This window comes from Methylobacterium sp. CM6246 (assembly GCF_054818005.1).
Window position 1 is genome coordinate 3345191 of sequence record NZ_JBTXKY010000001.1, and the last position, 16945, is coordinate 3362135.

Annotated in this window: 16 protein-coding genes; 13 read left to right on the top strand and 3 right to left on the bottom strand. The window is 70.2% G+C overall.

Going from position 1 to position 16945, the window contains the following annotated elements:
• Nucleotides 1-15 precede the first annotated feature (15 nt).
• From araD1 to ACYQPG_RS16510, 12 genes are all read left to right on the top strand, one after another.
• Nucleotides 16-996: an AraD1 family protein gene (gene araD1 / locus ACYQPG_RS16455; RefSeq protein ID WP_419828375.1), complete on the top strand. Its 981-nt coding sequence runs from the start codon at nt 16-18 to the stop codon at nt 994-996.
• A gap of 1 nt (nt 997) precedes the next feature.
• Nucleotides 998-1933 carry a Gfo/Idh/MocA family protein gene (locus tag ACYQPG_RS16460; RefSeq protein ID WP_419828376.1) on the top strand — a complete coding sequence of 312 codons (936 nt, stop codon included), beginning with the start codon at nt 998-1000 and terminating at the stop codon, nt 1931-1933.
• 72 nt (nt 1934-2005) lie between these two features.
• On the top strand, nt 2006-3529 hold the full coding sequence (locus tag ACYQPG_RS16465) for a carbohydrate porin (protein WP_147938711.1): 1524 nt from the start codon (nt 2006-2008) through the stop codon (nt 3527-3529).
• Nucleotides 3530-3790: 261 nt separating this feature from the next.
• The gene (locus ACYQPG_RS16470) at nt 3791-3991 is read left to right on the top strand and encodes a hypothetical protein (RefSeq protein WP_007557999.1); all 201 of its coding nucleotides are present in this window, start codon (nt 3791-3793) and stop codon (nt 3989-3991) included.
• A gap of 558 nt (nt 3992-4549) precedes the next feature.
• The gene (msuE, locus tag ACYQPG_RS16475) at nt 4550-5128 is read left to right on the top strand and encodes an FMN reductase (protein WP_419828378.1); all 579 of its coding nucleotides are present in this window, start codon (nt 4550-4552) and stop codon (nt 5126-5128) included.
• Nucleotides 5129-5136: 8 nt separating this feature from the next.
• On the top strand, nt 5137-6087 hold the full coding sequence (locus ACYQPG_RS16480; protein ID WP_147910691.1) for an aliphatic sulfonate ABC transporter substrate-binding protein: 951 nt from the start codon (nt 5137-5139) through the stop codon (nt 6085-6087).
• 6 nt (nt 6088-6093) lie between these two features.
• Nucleotides 6094-7095, top strand: coding sequence for a sulfonate ABC transporter substrate-binding protein (locus ACYQPG_RS16485; RefSeq protein ID WP_419828379.1), 1002 nt, complete (start codon nt 6094-6096; stop codon nt 7093-7095).
• Nucleotides 7095-7877, top strand: coding sequence for an aliphatic sulfonate ABC transporter permease SsuC (gene ssuC, locus ACYQPG_RS16490; RefSeq protein WP_147910693.1), 783 nt, complete (start codon nt 7095-7097; stop codon nt 7875-7877). Before ACYQPG_RS16485 ends, ssuC begins: the two co-directional genes overlap by 1 nt.
• Complete coding sequence (locus ACYQPG_RS16495) at nt 7877-8734, top strand: ATP-binding cassette domain-containing protein (RefSeq protein WP_419828380.1); 858 nt, start codon at nt 7877-7879, stop codon at nt 8732-8734. The genes ssuC and ACYQPG_RS16495 overlap by 1 nt, the downstream gene beginning before the upstream one ends.
• A 116-nt stretch (nt 8735-8850) precedes the next feature.
• On the top strand, nt 8851-10026 hold the full coding sequence (gene ssuD / locus ACYQPG_RS16500) for an FMNH2-dependent alkanesulfonate monooxygenase (RefSeq protein ID WP_147910688.1): 1176 nt from the start codon (nt 8851-8853) through the stop codon (nt 10024-10026).
• A gap of 354 nt (nt 10027-10380) precedes the next feature.
• A complete protein-coding gene (locus tag ACYQPG_RS16505) occupies nt 10381-10650 on the top strand; it encodes a hypothetical protein (RefSeq protein ID WP_419828381.1) in 270 nt (89 codons plus the stop codon).
• A 397-nt stretch (nt 10651-11047) separates the two neighbouring features.
• Nucleotides 11048-11179 carry a hypothetical protein gene (locus ACYQPG_RS16510; protein WP_419828382.1) on the top strand — a complete coding sequence of 44 codons (132 nt, stop codon included), beginning with the start codon at nt 11048-11050 and terminating at the stop codon, nt 11177-11179.
• 85 nt (nt 11180-11264) lie between these two features.
• Here ACYQPG_RS16510 and ACYQPG_RS16515 read toward each other — a convergent pair whose 3' ends face one another.
• Nucleotides 11265-12659 (bottom strand): hypothetical protein, encoded by a 1395-nt coding sequence (locus ACYQPG_RS16515; protein WP_419828383.1) that lies wholly within the window; start codon nt 12657-12659, stop codon nt 11265-11267.
• 332 nt (nt 12660-12991) lie between these two features.
• On the opposite strand from ACYQPG_RS16515, the gene ACYQPG_RS16520 reads away from it, so the two are divergent.
• The gene (locus ACYQPG_RS16520) at nt 12992-15244 is read left to right on the top strand and encodes a cyclic nucleotide-binding domain-containing protein (protein ID WP_419828384.1); all 2253 of its coding nucleotides are present in this window, start codon (nt 12992-12994) and stop codon (nt 15242-15244) included.
• 99 nt (nt 15245-15343) lie between these two features.
• Here the strand turns inward: ACYQPG_RS16520 and ACYQPG_RS16525 are convergent, their stop codons facing one another.
• Nucleotides 15344-15739, bottom strand: coding sequence for a DUF3307 domain-containing protein (locus ACYQPG_RS16525; protein ID WP_419828385.1), 396 nt, complete (start codon nt 15737-15739; stop codon nt 15344-15346).
• 197 nt (nt 15740-15936) lie between these two features.
• Nucleotides 15937-16911, bottom strand: coding sequence for a quinone oxidoreductase family protein (locus tag ACYQPG_RS16530; RefSeq protein WP_419828386.1), 975 nt, complete (start codon nt 16909-16911; stop codon nt 15937-15939).
• Nucleotides 16912-16945: the final 34 nt, after the last annotated feature.

The following is a 16945-nucleotide window of genomic DNA, read 5'->3' on the forward strand; positions in this document are numbered from 1 at the left end:
TTGGGAGAGCACGAGATGGGGCAATCACTCCTACAATTCCGCGCCTCGGACGGGCGACGGGGTGTGGCGGTGCTGCAGGACGGCCAGGCGCGGTCCGTGGTCGGCGTGGACAGCGTCCTGGAGCTGGCCCGGCGCGCGCTCGCGGCGGGGGACAGCCTGGTCGAGTCGGCGACCCGACTCGGGTTCGGCGACGCGGTGGATCTCGACGCCGTGCGGCTGCTGCCGCCGATCGACCACACGGACCCCGCGCACCTGCTCCTGAGCGGCACCGGGCTGACGCATCTCGGCTCGGCGGAGGGCCGGGACAAGATGCACCGGGCCGCCGCGGCGGATCCGGCCCCGACCGATTCGATGCGGATGTTCCGGATGGGCGTCGAAGGCGGCAAGCCCGCCCCGGGCGAGGCCGGGGTCCAGCCCGAGTGGTTCTACAAGGGCGATGGCGCCGCGATCGTCGGCACCGGCGAGCCGCTCGTGTCGCCGGCCTTCGCCCTCGACGGGGGCGAGGAGCCCGAGATCGCCGGCATCTACCTGATCGACGCGGACGGCACGCCCGTGCGCCTCGGCTTCGCGCTGGCGAACGAGTTCTCCGATCACGTCACCGAGCGCGGCAACTACCTGTGGCTCGCCCACTCGAAGCTCCGTCCGGCGGCGCTCGGCCCGGAGCTGTGGCTGGGGGCGCTGCCCGCGGACGTGCGCGGCTCCAGCCGTATCCTGCGCGACGGCGCCGTGCTGTGGGAGAAGCCGTTTCTCTCGGGTGAGGCGAACATGTCCCACTCAATCGAGAACCTGGAGCGGCACCACTTCAAATACGCGCCGTTCCTCCGCCCCGGCGACCTGCACGTCCACTTCTTCGGCACCGCGACCCTGTCGTTCAGCGACGGCGTCACGGCGCGGCCCGGGGACGTGTTCGAGATCGAAGCCGCCCCGTTCACCCTGCCGCTGCGCAACCCCCTGGCGGTCGCGCCCGCCCGCGATCTGTCCGTGAAGGTCCTCTGAGATGTCGGCTTCGAACGGGACCATCCGCATCGGTCTGGTCGGCGTCGGCAAGATCGCCCGCGACCAGCATCTGCCGGTCATCGGCGCCTCGCCGGACTACACCCTGTCGGCCGTGGCGAGCCGCGAAGGCCGCTTCGAGGGGGTGCCGAACTACCGCACGCTCGCGGAGATGCTGGCGGCAGATGGCGACCTCGACGCGGTCGCCCTCTGCCAGCCGCCGCAGGTCCGGTTCGCGGCCGCCCTTGCGGCGATCGAGGCCGGCCGGCACGTGTTCCTGGAAAAGCCCCCGGGGGCGACGCTCGCGGAGGTCGGGATCCTGGTCGAGGCCGCGCGGTCGCGGGGCGTCACCCTGTTCGCCAGCTGGCACTCCCGCTACGCCCCCGGGGTCGAGCCCGCGCGCCAATGGCTGTCCGGCCGCCGGATCCGGTCGGTGGCGATCGCCTGGATGGAGGATGTCCGGCACTGGCATCCGAACCAGGCCTGGATCTGGCAAGCCGGCGGCATGGGCGTATTCGATCCGGGCATCAACGCCCTGTCGATCGCGACCCACATCCTGCCGCCCTTCTTCCTCACCGGCGCGACCCTCTCGGTCCCGGAGAACCGGCAGGCGCCGATCGCTGCCGACCTGCACTTCACCGACGCCGCCGGCACCCCGATCCAGGCGGTGTTCGACTGGCGCCAGACCGGCCCGCAGACCTGGGACATCCGCGTCGACACCGAGGACGGCCTGCTGGTGCTGTCTCAGGGCGGCGGCGTCCTCACGATCGACGGCAGTCCGCAGCCGCTGCCACCGGAGGCCGAGTATCGCGGCCTCTACGACCGATTCGCCGCCCTCGTCCGATCCGGCACGAGCGACGTCGACCTGAACCCGCTGATCCACGTCGCCGACGCATTCCTGCGCGGCGAGCGCCGCTCCGTGGAGACCTTCACGGACTGACCGGAGGAATCCCGGCGGAACACCAACGCGACAGAGCCAATCAGGGCCGCGCGTCTTAGGGGGAGTTATCTCATGGGAAAGCACACGCGATGGGCGGCGCTCGCACTTTGCGCCACCACATTCTCTGCGGGCATCAGCTCAGCTGAAGCTCAAATGGCAGACGCCCCGGACGGGGGGCCGTCCCTGGTCAATCCTGGCCCGAGGGCAACTCCGTCGGCCAAGGCCAAGTACCGGGCGAATCGCGCGCGGCGTCGGACGATCCGCGAGTCACGGAGTGCGGCCGGCCCGAGCAGCGCGGCGGCCTCGATCGACGTGCAGGGCAGCAGCGCGACACCGCCTGGCCTGCCGCCGGGGACCCTCTATCTCGGCCACGGGATCAGCATGGTCCTGAACTATACAGGCGAGTTCGCCGCGAACCCGTCCGGCGGCATCCGCCAGGGATCGGCCTATGCCGGCCAGGTCGTGTTCGGCCTTGACGCGGACCTCAGCCGACTCGCCGGGATCGACGGCGGCTCGTTCCATACGATCGTGACGCAGCGCCACGGGCGCAGCCTCGCGCAGGATCGTATCGGCTTCGACGGAAGCGTGCAGGAAATCTACGGTGGCGGCCAGACGGCACACCTCTCGTCGATCTCCTACGAGCAGAAGCTGTTCGACAACCGTCTCGATATCGAGGTTGGCCGTCTTCTAGCCAATCCAAACTTCCTCGGTTCTCCGTTGTATTGCAACTTCCAGAATAACGCAACCTGCGGCGCGCCGAAATCCATCTTCAAGCTGACGAACTTCACGTATTGGCCGATCGCCACCTGGGGCGCCCATGCCAAGGCCTGGGTCACCGATAAAGTGTTCATCCATGCCGGCGTCTACGAGGTGAATCCCCGCGATCAGCAGGCCAACCAGAACGGCATCGACTGGTCGACCCGGGGCGCCACCGGCGTCCTGATCCCGGTGGAGGCCGGCTACTCGACCAACTTCGGCAACGATCCACTGCCGCGCAACTACAGCATCGGCGTGGTCTTCGATCAGTCCGACTACAAGGATCCGGTCTACGACGTGCGCGGACGGCTTCGGGCCTTCAGCGATCTCGATCCGCTGACCCGGTTCGGCCGGTCGGCGGTCTATGCCCGCTTCGACCAGATGGTCTGGCGTCCGGACCCGAACGGCGTCCAGGGCCTGTCGGTGTTCGGGGTCGCGCTCGGCGGCACCGGCGGACGGCAGTTCCAGGACTTCTTCCTTGAGGGCGGCGCCGTGCTGACCGGCACCTTCCCGGGCCGGCCCTACGACACGCTCGGGTTCGTGTTCGCCATGGAGAAGCTGTCGCCCCTGGGCACGGCCAACATCCGGGCCGCGCGGGCCTCGTACGGGCTCAGCAGCCGCAACGTCGACACCCTGCAGACCATCCTGGAACTCAGCTACGGGATCCAGCTCACCCCGGCGGTCCGGCTGATGCCGAACCTGCAATACGTGATCGGCCCGGACCAGACCCGCTTCCCGCTCCGCCCGAAGCCGATCCCCAATGCCTTCGTCATCGGCGCGAAGCTCTCGGTCGACCTGTTCACGCTGGGCGGCTTGGCCAAGGGCCCGGGAAGCCTCTGACTGCACGTCCCGCGCGCCCACCTTGGTGGGTGCGCGGGCGGAAGAATCGCCAGAATCGGCGCGCGCGGAATCTCCGCGCGCGCCGATCGCATTTCAGCGGCCGGGTCGTCCTGCGGCCGACGCTGAGGCTTCCATGAATTCAGAAAGCTGCGGCCCTCGCGGGAACCGCCCGTCCGGCGATCGGTTGACCGGCAGATTGTAGCTGTTCTAATTCGCAAGAGAGAACGGCAGGCAGCCGAACCGACACGGGAGAATCGAGACATGGCCAGCGCGAACTGCGAGAGCTGCAAGTTCTTCGATGAGCACAAGGGCAACGGTGCGAGCGCCCAGGGCGATGCCGGCCTGTGCCGCTTCAACCCGCCGGTGAGCCAGCCCGCACCCGAGTCCAAGGGCCTGTGGCCGGTCGTGGCCACCAACGACTGGTGCGGTCACTTCACCGCCGAGATGACCGCAGCGGAGTAATCCCGAGCGCGCGCACCGCCCAACCGGCGACGCGCGCGACGCATGAGGATCGTCGAACGATGCAGGGTCAGCCGCCACGGCTGGCCCTTTTTCGTTCGCCCCCGGATCCGAACCGGGACGCCTGTTTCGGAGCCTGTGTATCCACGCGGCTTCACCCGGCCGGCCCGAATTGTACGAACCGATGCCCTTGCGAAGGGTTGTGGCCGCCGCCCGGCGACACAATCATCCCCGCAAGACGGTCCTTCTCCCGATACGTCGATCCGAACGCTTTTCCTCTCCATCCGTCAGAACGGCGAGACTGATTGCGCGCCAAATTCAAATTTTTTCCCTGCCGAGCGGGGGGACGGCCAGTACCGCACCCGGATCGCGAGATGAAACCGCGCTCCGAACCGCCGTTTCCGAGCAGAACGTTTTTCTATTCCAGATGAATTAGAAAACCCGTTTCATTGACGTCGCGCGGCGCAGTCAGCAATTCTACTGCTCTATTCGGACATCCGGTTGCGCCGCCGCCATTCGCCATCGCGCAGGGCGGCCCGGTCTTATCGCAAGGCTACTGCAATGACACGACCGAGACTCGTCGGGCTGAGCGCGAATGTTCAGCGTCCGTCCAAGACCCGCACGCTGGTCGACGCCGTGCTGCACGAGGCCTGCGCCCAGGCAGCCTTCGACGGGCGGATCTTCGACTTCGTCGATGCTGGCTCCGGGTTGGGAGCGGCCTGGACGCGCGACCAGCTGCCGCTGCCGGCCCGCCGCGTGCTCGATGCGATCGAGGAGGCTGATGGGCTCGTCGTCGGCTCGCCGGTCTACAAAGGTGCCTATACCGGCCTGTTCAAGCACCTGTTCGACCTGGTCGATCCGACCGCGCTGGCCGGCAAGCCTGTGGCCATCGTGGCCACAGGTGGCGGGACGCGCCACGCCCTGGTGGTCGAGCACGCTTTCCGGCCACTCTTCGGCTTCTTCGGCGCGCTGCAGATCCCGACTGCGGTCTACGCGTCCGATGCGGATTTCAGCGACGGTGTCCTGACCGAGGCTGGCGTGCGGGCCCGCGCCGCCGAGGCTGGCGCCCAGCTCGCCGCCCTTCTGCTGCACCGGGCTGCGGCGGCGACCGGCCCGGCCGAACTCGCCGCCGCCGAATGAGCCGCGCGATGCTCGACCGACGCACCTTCCTGGCCGCATCCCTTGCGGCCGTCCCGGCCCTGCGCGGCGCGCGGGCGGCCGAGCCCGGCGTGCTGCGCATCGGCTACCAGAAGAACGGCATCCTGGTGGTGGCCAAGCAGCAGGGGATCATCGAGCGACGCCTTGCGGCCCTGGGTCATACGGTGCGCTGGGTGGAGTTCTCGCTCGGGCCGCCCTTGGTCGAGGCTCTGTCCCTCGACGGGATCGATTTCGGCCAAACCGGCGACGCACCGCCAATCTTCGCCCAGGCGGCGCGCTCCAGCCTCGTCTACGTAGCCGCCCAGGAAGCCGGCGGCTCCGGGGCCGGGATCCTGCTGCCCAAGGGTTCGACCTTGCGGAGCCTCGCCGATCTCAAGGGAAGGCGCGTCGCCTTCGGCAAGGCAACGAGCGCACACAACCTTACGGTGGCGGCTCTGGAGAAAGCGGGTCTCAGCTACGCCGATATCGAGCCGGTGCTGCTGGCACCAGCCGACGCGGCGGCAGCCTTCGCCCGCGGCAGCGTCGACGCCTGGGTGATCTGGGATCCTTATCTCGCCATCGCCGAGGCGGGGGAGGGCGTGCGCGTGCTGGCCTTCGCCACCGAGATCACGCCACAGAACAATTTCTTCCTGGCGAGCCGTGCCTTTGCGGAAGCACACGGCCCGGTGCTGGTCGCGGCGATCGACGCGCTGAGCGAGGTCGCCGCCTGGTGCCGGGAGAACCGCGGCGCGGTCGCGGCGCTCCTGTCGCAGGGCACTGGCGTGCCGCTGCCGGCCACCCGCCGGGCGGTGGATCGCAACGATTACGTGATCGGCCCGATGACGGCGCGCGTCACTGCCGAGCAGCAGGCCGTCGCCGACCGTTTCCACGCCCTCAAGCTGATTCCCCAACCGATCCGCATCACCGACGCGGTCTGGACACCGCCCGCCCGCAACGGCTGAGATCTCATGACCGACCGAACCTTCCGCATGGCCGGATCCGGGCTTGCCCCGCACCGCCGAAAGCTCCTGTCCGTGGGCCTCGGCCTGGCGGCGGCCGGCGTCCTGCGGCCTGCCCGGGCCGCAGGCGGCACCGTCCGGGTCGGCTACCAGAAATACGGGTCGCTCGTGCTGCTGAAGGCCCGCGGCACCCTCGAGACGGCGCTGAAGCCGCTGGGCTACGCGGTGACGTGGTCGGAATTCCCGTCCGGCCCGCCCCTGATGGAGGCCCTGAATGCCGGGGCGATCGATTTCGGCACGGCCGGCGAGGCGCCGCCGATCTTCGCGCAGGCGGCAAGCCCCGACTTGCGCTACGTGGCGACCGAGCCGCCGGCCCCGCGGGGCGAGGCGATCCTCGTGCCCAGGGACAGCCCGGTGCGCAGCGTCGCCGACCTGCGTGGCCGGACGCTGGCGCTCAACAAGGGCTCGAACGTTCACTTCCTGGTGGTGCGGGCGCTGGAGCAGGCCGGCCTGCCCTACGACGCGGTGAAGTTCGCCTTCCTGGCGCCAGCGGACGCCAACGCCGCCTTCGTGCGCGGCGCCGTGGATGCCTGGGCGATCTGGGATCCCTATCTCGCCGCCGCCGAGCGCGCCACCGGCGCCCGCGTGCTAGCGGACGGGCGGGGGATCGCACCCAACCGCGAGTTCTATCTCTCGCGTCGCGGCTTCACGGAAGCCAACCCGGAGATCATCGCGGCCGTGCTGACGGCGATCGGGGCGATCGACACCTGGGCGGCGGGCCACGCCGAGACCGTGGCGGCGGCACTCGCGCCCTCCGTCGGCATCCCGGCGCCGGTCCTCAAGATCGCCCTCGAACGCCAATCCTACGGGGCCGCCCCCCTGGACGCCGCGGCGATCGCCGACCAGCAGCGGGTGGCGGACGCCTTCCACGGCCTCGGCCTGCTGCCGAAGCCGATCCGCGTGGCCGACGCGGTCTGGACACAGCCCGAACGCCGGGCGGAGAGCCGATGATGCGCCCCACCCCCCTCGCACGCCTGCGCGACACGGCGCTGCCGTGGCTCCTGCCGATCGCGATCCTGCTGGGCTGGCAGGCTGCGGTGTCGGCCGGCCTCGTCTCGAACCGGTTCATGCCGGCCCCCCTGGACGTGGTCCGGGCCGGCTGGGAGGCCGGGCGCACCGGCGAACTCTGGACCAACCTTTGGGTCAGCACCCTGCGGGCCCTCTCGGGCTTCGTTGTGGGCGGCGGCATCGGCTTCGCCCTCGGGTTGGCCAACGGCCTCTCCCGCGTGTCGGAGCAGCTGACCGACACCTCCGTCCAGATGGTGCGCAACGTGCCCCACCTGTCGCTGATCCCGCTGGTGATCCTGTGGTTCGGCATCGGCGAGGAGGCCAAGCTGTTCCTGGTGGCGCTCGGCGTGTTCTTCCCGATCTACGCCAACACCCTGCACGGGATCCGCTCGGTGGACCCGGCGCTGGTGGAGATGGGCCGCGTCTACGGCATGTCGCGCACGGAGCTGTTCACCAAGGTGGTGCTACCCGGCGCCCTGCCGTCGATCTTCGTCGGCCTGCGCTACGCGCTCGGCATCATGTGGTTGACGTTGATCGTCGCCGAGACGATCTCCGCCTCCTCGGGGCTCGGCTACATGGCCATGCAGGCGCGTGAGTTCATGCTGGTCGACGTCGTGGTGCTGGCGATCCTGATCTACGCCGCCCTGGGCAAGCTCGCGGACGCGCTGACGCGCCAGCTCGAGCGTGCCTGCCTCGCCTGGAACCCCGCCTACAGGAGCGCCTGATGCTGCTCGACGCCCTTCGCCGAGAGGCTCCGGCCGATCCCGTCCCCGAGACCCGGAGCGCCGACGCGGGCTCGCTGCCGCCGCCCCATCAGCAGGCGCCGGCCGCCGGCCGCGGCATCGCCGTAACCGCCCGCGATCTCCGAAAGAGTTTCGACGGCCATGCCGTCATCGAGGGGCTCGACCTCTACCTGCCGGCCGGCGGGTTCACCGCCGTGGTCGGGCGCTCCGGCTGCGGCAAGAGCACCCTGCTGCGCCTGATCCTGGGGCTCGAGGCGCCAACGGGCGGCCGGATCGTGCTGGAGGGCCCCGAGACCGGCCCGCGCCGGAGCGATCCGCCCAAGCGCATCATGTTCCAGGAGCCGCGGCTGCTGCCCTGGGCCCGCGTGGTCGACAACGTCACGGTCGGCCTGTCGGGCCAGGGCTCCCGGACCGAGCGCCGGGACAAGGCGCTCGCGGCCCTGGCCGAGGTCGGCCTCGCCGAGAAGGCGGGGCACTGGCCCGCGACCCTGTCGGGCGGCCAGCGCCAGCGCGTCGCGCTGGCCCGGGCACTGGTCGGCCGGCCGGGCCTGCTGGCCCTGGACGAGCCGCTCGGCGCCCTCGACGCGCTCACCCGCATCGGCATGCAGGACCTAATCGAGCGGATCTGGCTGGCCCAGGGCTTCACCGCCCTGCTGGTCACCCACGACGTCTCCGAGGCGGTGGCGCTGGCCGACCGCATCCTGGTGGTCGAGGCCGGCCGCATCGCCCTCGACCTGCGGGTCGACGTGCCGCGCCCGCGTCGGCGTGGGGATCCGGATCTGGCGCGTCTCGAAGGGCGTATTCTCGATCATCTGCTCGGCGCCGAGCCGAACGTCTGACGCCGGGTCGCCGTTTCCTTGAATCGGCGGCCTGCCCTAGCTCTTGGTGATCGCCGGATGCGAAAAGTCGGATCCGGCTTTTCCGCATCCGGCCCATAGCCGCAATGGAGACCCCGATGACCGCGACGAATGACGGGCGCGCCGACGTCCTCTGGTTCCTGCCGACCCACGGCGACGGGCGCTATCTCGGCGCCCAGGAAGGGGCTCGCGACGTCTCGATCAGCTACCTCCGGCAGATCGCCCAGGGCGCCGACGAACTCGGCTATTACGGCGTGCTGCTGCCCACCGGACGCTCCTGCGAGGATTCCTGGATCATCGCCTCGGCGCTGGCGCCGCTGACCAAGCGTCTGCGCTTCCTGGTGGCGGTGCGGCCGGGCCTGATGGAGCCGTCCGCGGCCGCCCGCATGACCGCGACCCTCGACCGGATCTCGGACGGGCGCCTCCTGATCAACGTCGTCACCGGCGGCGATCCGGTGGAGCTGGCCGGCGACGGCGTGTTCCTGTCCCACGACGCGCGCTACGCCGTCACCGACGAGTTCCTGACGATCTGGCGCGGCCTGCTCTCGGGCGAGACCGTGACCTTCCAGGGCCAGCACCTGCGCACCGAGAACGGACGAGTGATCTTCCCGCCCGTGCAGAAGCCCTACCCACCGCTCTATTTCGGCGGCTCCTCCCCCGCCGGCATGGAGGTCGCGGCCGAGCATTGCGACGTGTACCTCACCTGGGGCGAGCCCCCGGCCCAGGTCGCGGAGAAGATCGCCGCCGCCCGGCAGGCCGCGGAGGCCAAGGGCAAGGAATTCTCCTACGGCATCCGCCTGCACGTGATTGCCCGGGAGACCGAGGCCGAGGCCTGGGACGCCGCGGAGAAGCTGATCTCGAAGCTCGACGACGCCACCATCGCCAAGGCGCAGGAGACCCTCAAGCGGCAGGATTCGGTCGGCCAGAGCCGCATGATGGCGCTCCACGGCGGCTCCCGCGAAAAGCTCGTGGTCTCGCCCAACCTCTGGGCCGGGGTCGGGCTGGTGCGCGGCGGCGCCGGAACGGCGCTGGTCGGCTCGGCCGATCAGGTCGCCGACCGGATGAAGGAATACATCGATCTCGGGATCGACCGCTTCATCCTCTCGGGCTACCCGCATCTTGAGGAGGCCTACCGCTTCGCCGAGCTGGTCTTCCCGAAGCTGCCGCTGCGCGCCACCACGGGCCGGCCGGCGGGCAATGCCCGCAACGACGGACCGTTCGGCGAGATCATCGCCAACGACCTCGTGCCCGCCCGCCGGGTCGGCGCGCACTGAGACGGTATTCCGGCCCGGCTCGCCGCACCCGGGATGCCCGCGCCATCGGCCGGATGGCGGGCTAGACATCAGGGTTTCCGGAGGGCCTATCGCCCTCCGGCAGCGTTCGGGACGCGCAGCCCGGCAGGCCCGGCGACGCCCTGCCGCATGGCCGTGCCGGCACCGGAAGAGGGCCCATCACCTTCAGAAGACAGGATTTTCCCCGACATCGTCGCACAATGACGATGGAAAGAACGGGGGATGGCGCAGGTTCGGCACATCCGCGCCAAAGTCACGCCATCCTTGACGCTCAGGTGCCGCGGCTATCACCGCGCGGCTCGATCGCGCGATCATCGCACAGCGACAAGGACATCCATGACTTCGACCAAGGCGGTCCTCCTGGCCCTCGGTCTCTGCCTCGGCCCGGCCGCGGCGCTGGCCGAGCAATCCCCGGCCCGCGAGGCGCTCAAGCAGCACTGCACCGGCGACTACATGGATTATTGCAGCGCCTACGCGCCCGGCGGCCCGGAGGTCGAGGCCTGCTTCAAGGCGAACATGAAGAACCTGTCGCCCGGCTGCTCGGCGGCGATCACCGCCTACAAGCAGGAGAAGAAGGCGACCAAGCGCGTCAGCGAGGTGCGCTGAGATCGACGCCGCGGCGCCTGTCCGGTAGCCATCCCGTCATCGCGCGCGTCGCGAAGCAACACAGCGCGGCGCGGCGGTTGGCCGTGTCGTGCTGGCCCGGGTCACTGCGCTCCTCTGGTGATTCCGGTGCGGGGGACGTTTTTTGAGCGCGCTGCGGTGCCCGCAGCGTGTGATGAAAACCGAGACATATGCAGCGTTTATTTCAGATCAGCTCACAATAAAGCAGTTCATACGCCTACGATAAGTGAAACGCGTTTTACTTATCCGTTATACTGCTTGAGTTTTACTTTTTAGGTATTACAAAATATCGCGAAACATCGCAGGCGTGACATTCCTGCACTTTCCGAAGCCGAGCGCGGCATTAGCCTCCGCCATGCCGCAAATCGGAGATTGCCTCGTGTCCACTGCACGTTGTTTCGCAAAGAATCCTCTCACGCGCGTTCTGGTCCTGGCCGTGCTGGCTGCCAGCGTCGCCGCCTGCGCGACCAAGCCGCCGGCCGAGCCGGTGCCGCTGATCAAGAAGGGCTGAGCACCGCGTCCCGACAGGCGCGGGTTCGCCTTCAGGACGATACCCCAGCACCGTCCCGAATCCGGGGCGGCGCGTTCGGCCGGCCTCACCGCACGGCGATCCCCAGCGGGGCGCCGCGGCAATTGAGATGGGCCGGGTTTGTGGAGACCACGCCTGCGTTGCAGCCGCCCTGCAGCCCGACATAGAGCGGCGTCCCGCTCGCACCGGTGGCCGCCAGGTATCCGATCGGCCGCGTGCCGGCGTCGAGATGGCGCGGGTTGTTGGTGACCAGGCCGGCATCGAGCCCGGCCGTGGTGCCGGCGTAGACCGGCGCGTCGGCGGCCGAGGATGGCTGCGTCAGGGTCGCGCCGATCGGGGCCGTGGTGCACCCCTTGTAACCGGGGTCGATCGTCACTTCGCCGGCATTGCAGCCCGGCTGCGTCCCGACATAGAGCGCCACGCCCGGCGCCCGCGCCGCCGGCGGAGCAGCGGCTGCCCGGGGTGCCGGGGCCGGGTTGTTGGCGGGGAGGGGAGCCGCCTGCCCGCCGGTCAGGGCCGCCCGCAGGGCGACGAGGCCCGCGCGGACGTCCTGCAGGGTGCCGACCACCACGTAGCAGGTGTAGCTGTGCGCCCCCGCGGGGACGTTGTTCTCCCGGAAGACGCAGTTCCACTTCACGGTGGCGTTGCCCGGGCCCGGCAGGGTCGCGAAGTTGAACCGGCCGTAACCGGCATTCGGAACGGTCGCCTGGGGGAGGGCGGGGCTGTAGACGCCCATCGCCCGGGAGCCGTCGGGGGTGGCCAGGATCACCGGCACGCCCTGCTCGCCCGGCCCGGCCGAGAGCGGCACGGACTGGCCGGTCGCCGAGTCGAGGTTCCAGAAGGCCGTGAAGTCCGGCGGCATGTAGGCGGTCGCCGCCTCGAAGGTCGCTGATTCGTGGGGTTGCGCGGTGATGTAGGTGGCGCGGTACGCGATGGCGTTGGCCACGCCCGCGGCGCCCAGGGTGACGGTCTTGGCCAGGACGTCGTCGGACCGGGGTCCGGCATGGGGGCCGGGTCCCTTCGGGCAGCTGCCGGTGACGCGGCCCGGCTCGATCCAGTAGGCCATCTGCGATCGCGTCTGGAGCGTGTCCGGTCCGCGTTTCAGCTCCGTCAGCAGGGTCGTGCTGCGCGGACCCGTACCATCGGAGTCGCTGCCGGCCTCGGTGGGGTTCAGGCACTCGCCGTAGCCGTCGTAGGACGAGGCCGATTGCAGTTCGCGGCCGTGATCGTGGGCGTTAATGAACTGCGTGCCGCCCCAGGTCAGGCTGTCGATCGCGCCGCCGGTGCGGGACGAGACCCCGACCGTGATCGGGGATCCGTTGAAGGCCCGGCTGATCGTCGCCCGGCCGCCGGGCTCGGGCCAGGCGATCGACGGCGCATCCTCGGCCTGCGCGGCCCCCACGAGGCCGGCAAGCAGGAGCGCGGCGCGCACGGGACGGGGCAGGCGGGTCGAGGCGGGCATCGGCGGTTCCTGGTTGGAGCCGGCTTAGAGCATGACGCCGGGGAGAGGAATCCGCCTCCCGAATCGCCAGGCCCGGCAGAGGGATAGCTCCGGATGCCCAGCCGAAACCGCATTCCCGCAGGGTTCGAGCCGCAGCGGATTCGGTTGAAACTTGAACAACACCGTCGCCCGCCCCTTGCTGCCGGTACGATAATTTAAGCCCCGGGCTGCCATCGGGTTAGAAAGCTGCGGCCAAGCCTGATTCCCGCACGTCCGCGCTGCCTGTGCATGCGGCGGCCGGGGATCTGCTGCTCCGGCCGGGAACACATCTTCGGAATGCGGAAACCGTACCGATGACAACCACCGATATGGCCTCCGCCGGCAGTGGGCGGCCGACCGAGGGACGCGAGGCGCTGGTGCGCACGGCGCGCACGATCGCGGCCGCCGCAGTCGCCACCATGGTCCTGCTGCTCGACCTGATCAGCTTCTCGCAGCTGATCTTTTCCGGCCCGCTCGCGGAGAGCCGCGTCGCCGGGATGTCGGCGATGCTGGCGGCCTACGTGCTGGGCAGCCTCGTCTTCGTCGCGCTGCGGCGAACCGTGGTGGTGTCGCTGTCCTTCATCGGGGCGGCCGCGATCGTGCAGGCGGCGATCGCCGCCGCGGTGGCCGGGGAACTCCGCGACAGCGGCATCACCGATCCCGCCACGGTCGGCCGGATCGTGCTGGTCGCCTGCGGCGTCTCGACCTTCGCCACCGGCCTCGTCTTCGCCCTGCTCGGCACGCTGCGCGCCTCGCTCCTGGCGCAGCTCCTGCCCTACCCGGTCCTGACCGGCTTCCTCGGCGGCGTCGGCCTGCTGTTCCTGAAGAGCGGCCTGCAGATCGGCGCGCATCTCGACGATCCCGCCGCGGCGATGCTGAACCTGCTCGAGCCGGCGGCCCTCGACCCGAGCCTCCTCGATCCCGGGGTGCTCGGACGCATCGTCTTGACCTTTGTCATCGGCTTCTGCGCCTTCTACCTGCCCCGGCGCATCAGGCATTGGGGCACCTACCCGACGGTCATCCTGGTCAGCCTCGTCGGCGTGCATCTCGGCCTTGCCGTGCAGGGCATCGACACGGCCGCCGCGCAGGCGGCCGGATGGCTGATCGAGGCGCTGCCGACGGGATCGATGCTGCAGGCCCCGGCCGCGATGGCGCTCCAGGCCCTCGACCCCGCCCTGCTCCTGCCGATCCTGCCCCGGATCGCCACCGAGATCGTCGTCGCGATCATCATCCAGATCCTCTACGTCATCAGCGTCGAATTGGAGATGCGGCGCGATCTCAACATCGACCGGATGTTCGTCGCGTCGGGGGCGGCCAACCTGGTCGGCAGCCTGTTCGGCAGCCCCGCCATGGGCTTCGGCCGGACCTCGACGCTGCTGCTGCACAATATCGGCGGCAGCCACTGGCTCGGCTGGTGGCTCACGCTCGCCGTGATGGCGGCGCTGCTGGTGTTCGGCGCGAGCCCGCTGGCGCTGCTGCCCCGCCCGCTGGCCGGCGGCGCCCTGATCGCCATCGGCCTCGGGCTGCTGGTCAACCTCGCGCTGGCCTGCCGGACCTTCCCGGTGTGGGAGACCGGCATCGCCCTGGCGGTGTGTGCGGCGACCGCCCTGTTCGGCGCCACCACGGGCTTTTTGGTCGGCGTCGTGCTGGCGATCCTGATCTTCGCGGTCCAGTACGGCCAGATCCCGGCAGTGCGCCGGTCGCTGTCCGGCTCGGAGCGGCGCAGCAGCATCATCCGCGCGCCCGACACCGCCGAGCTGCTGCGCGAATCCGGGGACCGGACGCGGATCTACGCCCTGCAGGGCTACCTGTTCTTCCTCAACGCCCAGACGATCTATCGCCGGGCCGCCGCGGAGCCCGGCACCCTGCGCACCCTGATCCTGGACTTCCGCGATTGCGTCGGGCTCGACAGCTCGGCCTTGATCGCGTTCCGCAAGATCGGGCAGCTCGCCGAGCAGCGCGGCTTCGACGTGCTGCTGGTCCATCTGGGGGCCGCGGCGCTCAGGCAGATCGAGCGCGGCGGTCTCGCCGGGCCGCGGCTGCGGACGCGCCACACCCTGGACGAGGCCCTGCGCGAGGCCGAGACGCTGCTGCTCACCGAGACCGGCTCAGCCGGGGAGGGGGCCGTCGCGCTCTTTGCCGAGCACATGGCCGACCGTCTCGGTTGCAGTCTCGCGCAGGCCGATTTCGCGCCGTATCTCAGCGTCCGCACCCTGGCGGCCGGCGAGGCGCTGCTCCGCCAGGGCGAGGCGGCCGACACCCTGTACTTCCTCGAGCAGGGCGTCGTGTCCATCGAGATGGAGGTGTCCGGCCGGCCCAACCTCCGCCTGCGCACCACGACGGCCGGCACGGTGATCGGCGAGATCGGACTGGTGAAGGGCGGGCGGCGCACCGCCACCGCCCTCGCCGAGAGCCCCTGCCGGGTGATCGGCGTCGACCGGGCCGCGCTGTCTCGGATGGAGCGCGAGCGCCCCGACCTCGCCCTCGCGCTCCAGCGCTTCCTGATCCTGGAGCTCGCCGGCAAGGTCGCCGACACCAACCTGCTGCTCGAGGCCGAGCTGACCTGAGGATTGGAGCATCGTCCCGAAAGGTGGCCGCCGCCTTTCGGGACGATGCGAAGCGAAGACCTCGCGCATCGTGCCGGTGCCGATATCCGGCACGATGCGCTAGGCCGCGGCCAACACGGCGGCGAGACCGATATGGGTGACCTGGTGGAGGAACTGATCGACCCCGATCAGCCACCAGAACCGCGCGTCCGAAGCCGGGAAGCGGGTCCGCTGACCGATCAACGCCTTGCCCCGGTCGATCCCCGTGTGGATAGCGAAATCCGCGAGCGCCAGCCACCACAGGCCCGGCTCGACCGCCAGGGCGATCAGCAGCGTCCCGAAACCGTGCAGGCCGGTATGGGCGCAGAGCGGCCAGGCCCAAGCCGAGGCCCGGTCCTTGCCATGGGCCATCCAGTTGGTCTGAAGCAGGAAATCCGCCGCGAGGTGCTTCACCGCGAAGGCGACGAGCAGGAGCGCGAAGGTGCCCACAGGAACGGGCGTGTCGACGGACGGCATTCCGGCCCTGTCACTCCTGGCGCGCCCCTGTCGCGACCGCGCGGGGCGATCCGCTCCGAGCGTCGAATCGTGCACCTCCCCATACACCCGTCCCGCGATTCGGGCAGCGCGACGCCGCACGCGGGCTGTCGATCGACACGCGGAAAACCGGGTTTCCGACGGATCCGCAGCCCTCGGTCGAAGCGGGGCGGAAGGCCCTAAACCGTAAGGATGACGCTGCCCGTGGTCCGGCCGCCCTCCAGGTCGGCATGCGCGCGGGCGGCGTCCCGGAGGTCGTAGGCGGCTCCGATCGGGTTGATCAGGCCGACCTCCAGGGCGGCGATCAGGTCCGCGGCGCCGCGGCGATACAGGTCCGGATCGTTGGCGTAGGCCATCATGCTCGGTCGCATCAACGCGACCGACCGCCCGCCTCCCAGCGTCTCGACGCGGACAGGCGGGATCGGCCCGGCCGGCTGGCCGAGGCTCGCCACGGTCCCGAACGGCCGGACCGCCGCGAAGGTCCGTGCCAGCATGCCGCCGCCGATGCCGTCGATCGCCAGATGCACGCCCTGCCCATCCGCCAGGGACCGCGCCCGCTCGGCCCAGTTATCCGCGCCGTGCAGGAGCACCGCGTCCGCACCGGCCTCCAGGGCCGGCGCGCGCTTGCCCTCGGAACCGACCGTGCCGATGACATGCGCGCCGAGGCGCTTCGCCCAGCGGGTGACGATCTGGCCGAGCCCGCCCGCGGCGGCGTGGACCAGGATCCAGTCGCCGGGCCCGACCGCCCGGACCTTGTGCAGCAGCATGTGGGCGGTCAGGCCGCGCAGCATCGTGCCGCCCATCAGACGGTCGGGGAGGGTGGCGGGCAGCAGCACGAGGCGTTCCGCCGGTAGGATACGCGCCTCGGCATAGGCGCCCATCGGGGCGCCGTGATAGGCGACCCGGTCGCCAGGGCTCGCCGACACGACCCCCGGGCCGACGGCCTCCACCGTCCCGGCCGCCTCGAAACCGAGCACCGCCGGATAGGCGGCGACCGGATAGAGGCCGGTCCGGAAGTAGATGTCGACGAAGTTCACGCCGATCACGGATTGCCGGATGCGGACTTCGCCTGCACCGGGTTCACCGATGTCGATCTCGGCCGCCGTCAGGACATCCGGCGCGCCGGGCCGGGTCATCGTCATCACTGTCGTCATGATCAACCTCCTGTCCCGACAGAGAACCGCGTTT

What these genes read in the sequence shown, in the direction of transcription:
- araD1 (WP_419828375.1), top strand. Translation starts at nt 16, where the DNA reads ATGGGGCAATCACTCCTACAATTCCGCGCCTCGGACGGGCGACGGGGT.
- ACYQPG_RS16460 (WP_419828376.1), top strand. Translation starts at nt 998, where the DNA reads ATGTCGGCTTCGAACGGGACCATCCGCATCGGTCTGGTCGGCGTCGGC.
- ACYQPG_RS16465 (WP_147938711.1), top strand. Translation starts at nt 2,006, where the DNA reads ATGGGAAAGCACACGCGATGGGCGGCGCTCGCACTTTGCGCCACCACA.
- ACYQPG_RS16470 (WP_007557999.1), top strand. Translation starts at nt 3,791, where the DNA reads ATGGCCAGCGCGAACTGCGAGAGCTGCAAGTTCTTCGATGAGCACAAG.
- msuE (WP_419828378.1), top strand. Translation starts at nt 4,550, where the DNA reads ATGACACGACCGAGACTCGTCGGGCTGAGCGCGAATGTTCAGCGTCCG.
- ACYQPG_RS16480 (WP_147910691.1), top strand. Translation starts at nt 5,137, where the DNA reads ATGCTCGACCGACGCACCTTCCTGGCCGCATCCCTTGCGGCCGTCCCG.
- ACYQPG_RS16485 (WP_419828379.1), top strand. Translation starts at nt 6,094, where the DNA reads ATGACCGACCGAACCTTCCGCATGGCCGGATCCGGGCTTGCCCCGCAC.
- ssuC (WP_147910693.1), top strand. Translation starts at nt 7,095, where the DNA reads ATGCGCCCCACCCCCCTCGCACGCCTGCGCGACACGGCGCTGCCGTGG.
- ACYQPG_RS16495 (WP_419828380.1), top strand. Translation starts at nt 7,877, where the DNA reads ATGCTGCTCGACGCCCTTCGCCGAGAGGCTCCGGCCGATCCCGTCCCC.
- ssuD (WP_147910688.1), top strand. Translation starts at nt 8,851, where the DNA reads ATGACCGCGACGAATGACGGGCGCGCCGACGTCCTCTGGTTCCTGCCG.
- ACYQPG_RS16505 (WP_419828381.1), top strand. Translation starts at nt 10,381, where the DNA reads ATGACTTCGACCAAGGCGGTCCTCCTGGCCCTCGGTCTCTGCCTCGGC.
- ACYQPG_RS16515 (WP_419828383.1), bottom strand. Translation starts at nt 12,659, where the DNA reads ATGCCCGCCTCGACCCGCCTGCCCCGTCCCGTGCGCGCCGCGCTCCTG.
- ACYQPG_RS16520 (WP_419828384.1), top strand. Translation starts at nt 12,992, where the DNA reads ATGACAACCACCGATATGGCCTCCGCCGGCAGTGGGCGGCCGACCGAG.
- ACYQPG_RS16525 (WP_419828385.1), bottom strand. Translation starts at nt 15,739, where the DNA reads ATGCCGTCCGTCGACACGCCCGTTCCTGTGGGCACCTTCGCGCTCCTG.
- ACYQPG_RS16530 (WP_419828386.1), bottom strand. Translation starts at nt 16,911, where the DNA reads ATGACGACAGTGATGACGATGACCCGGCCCGGCGCGCCGGATGTCCTG.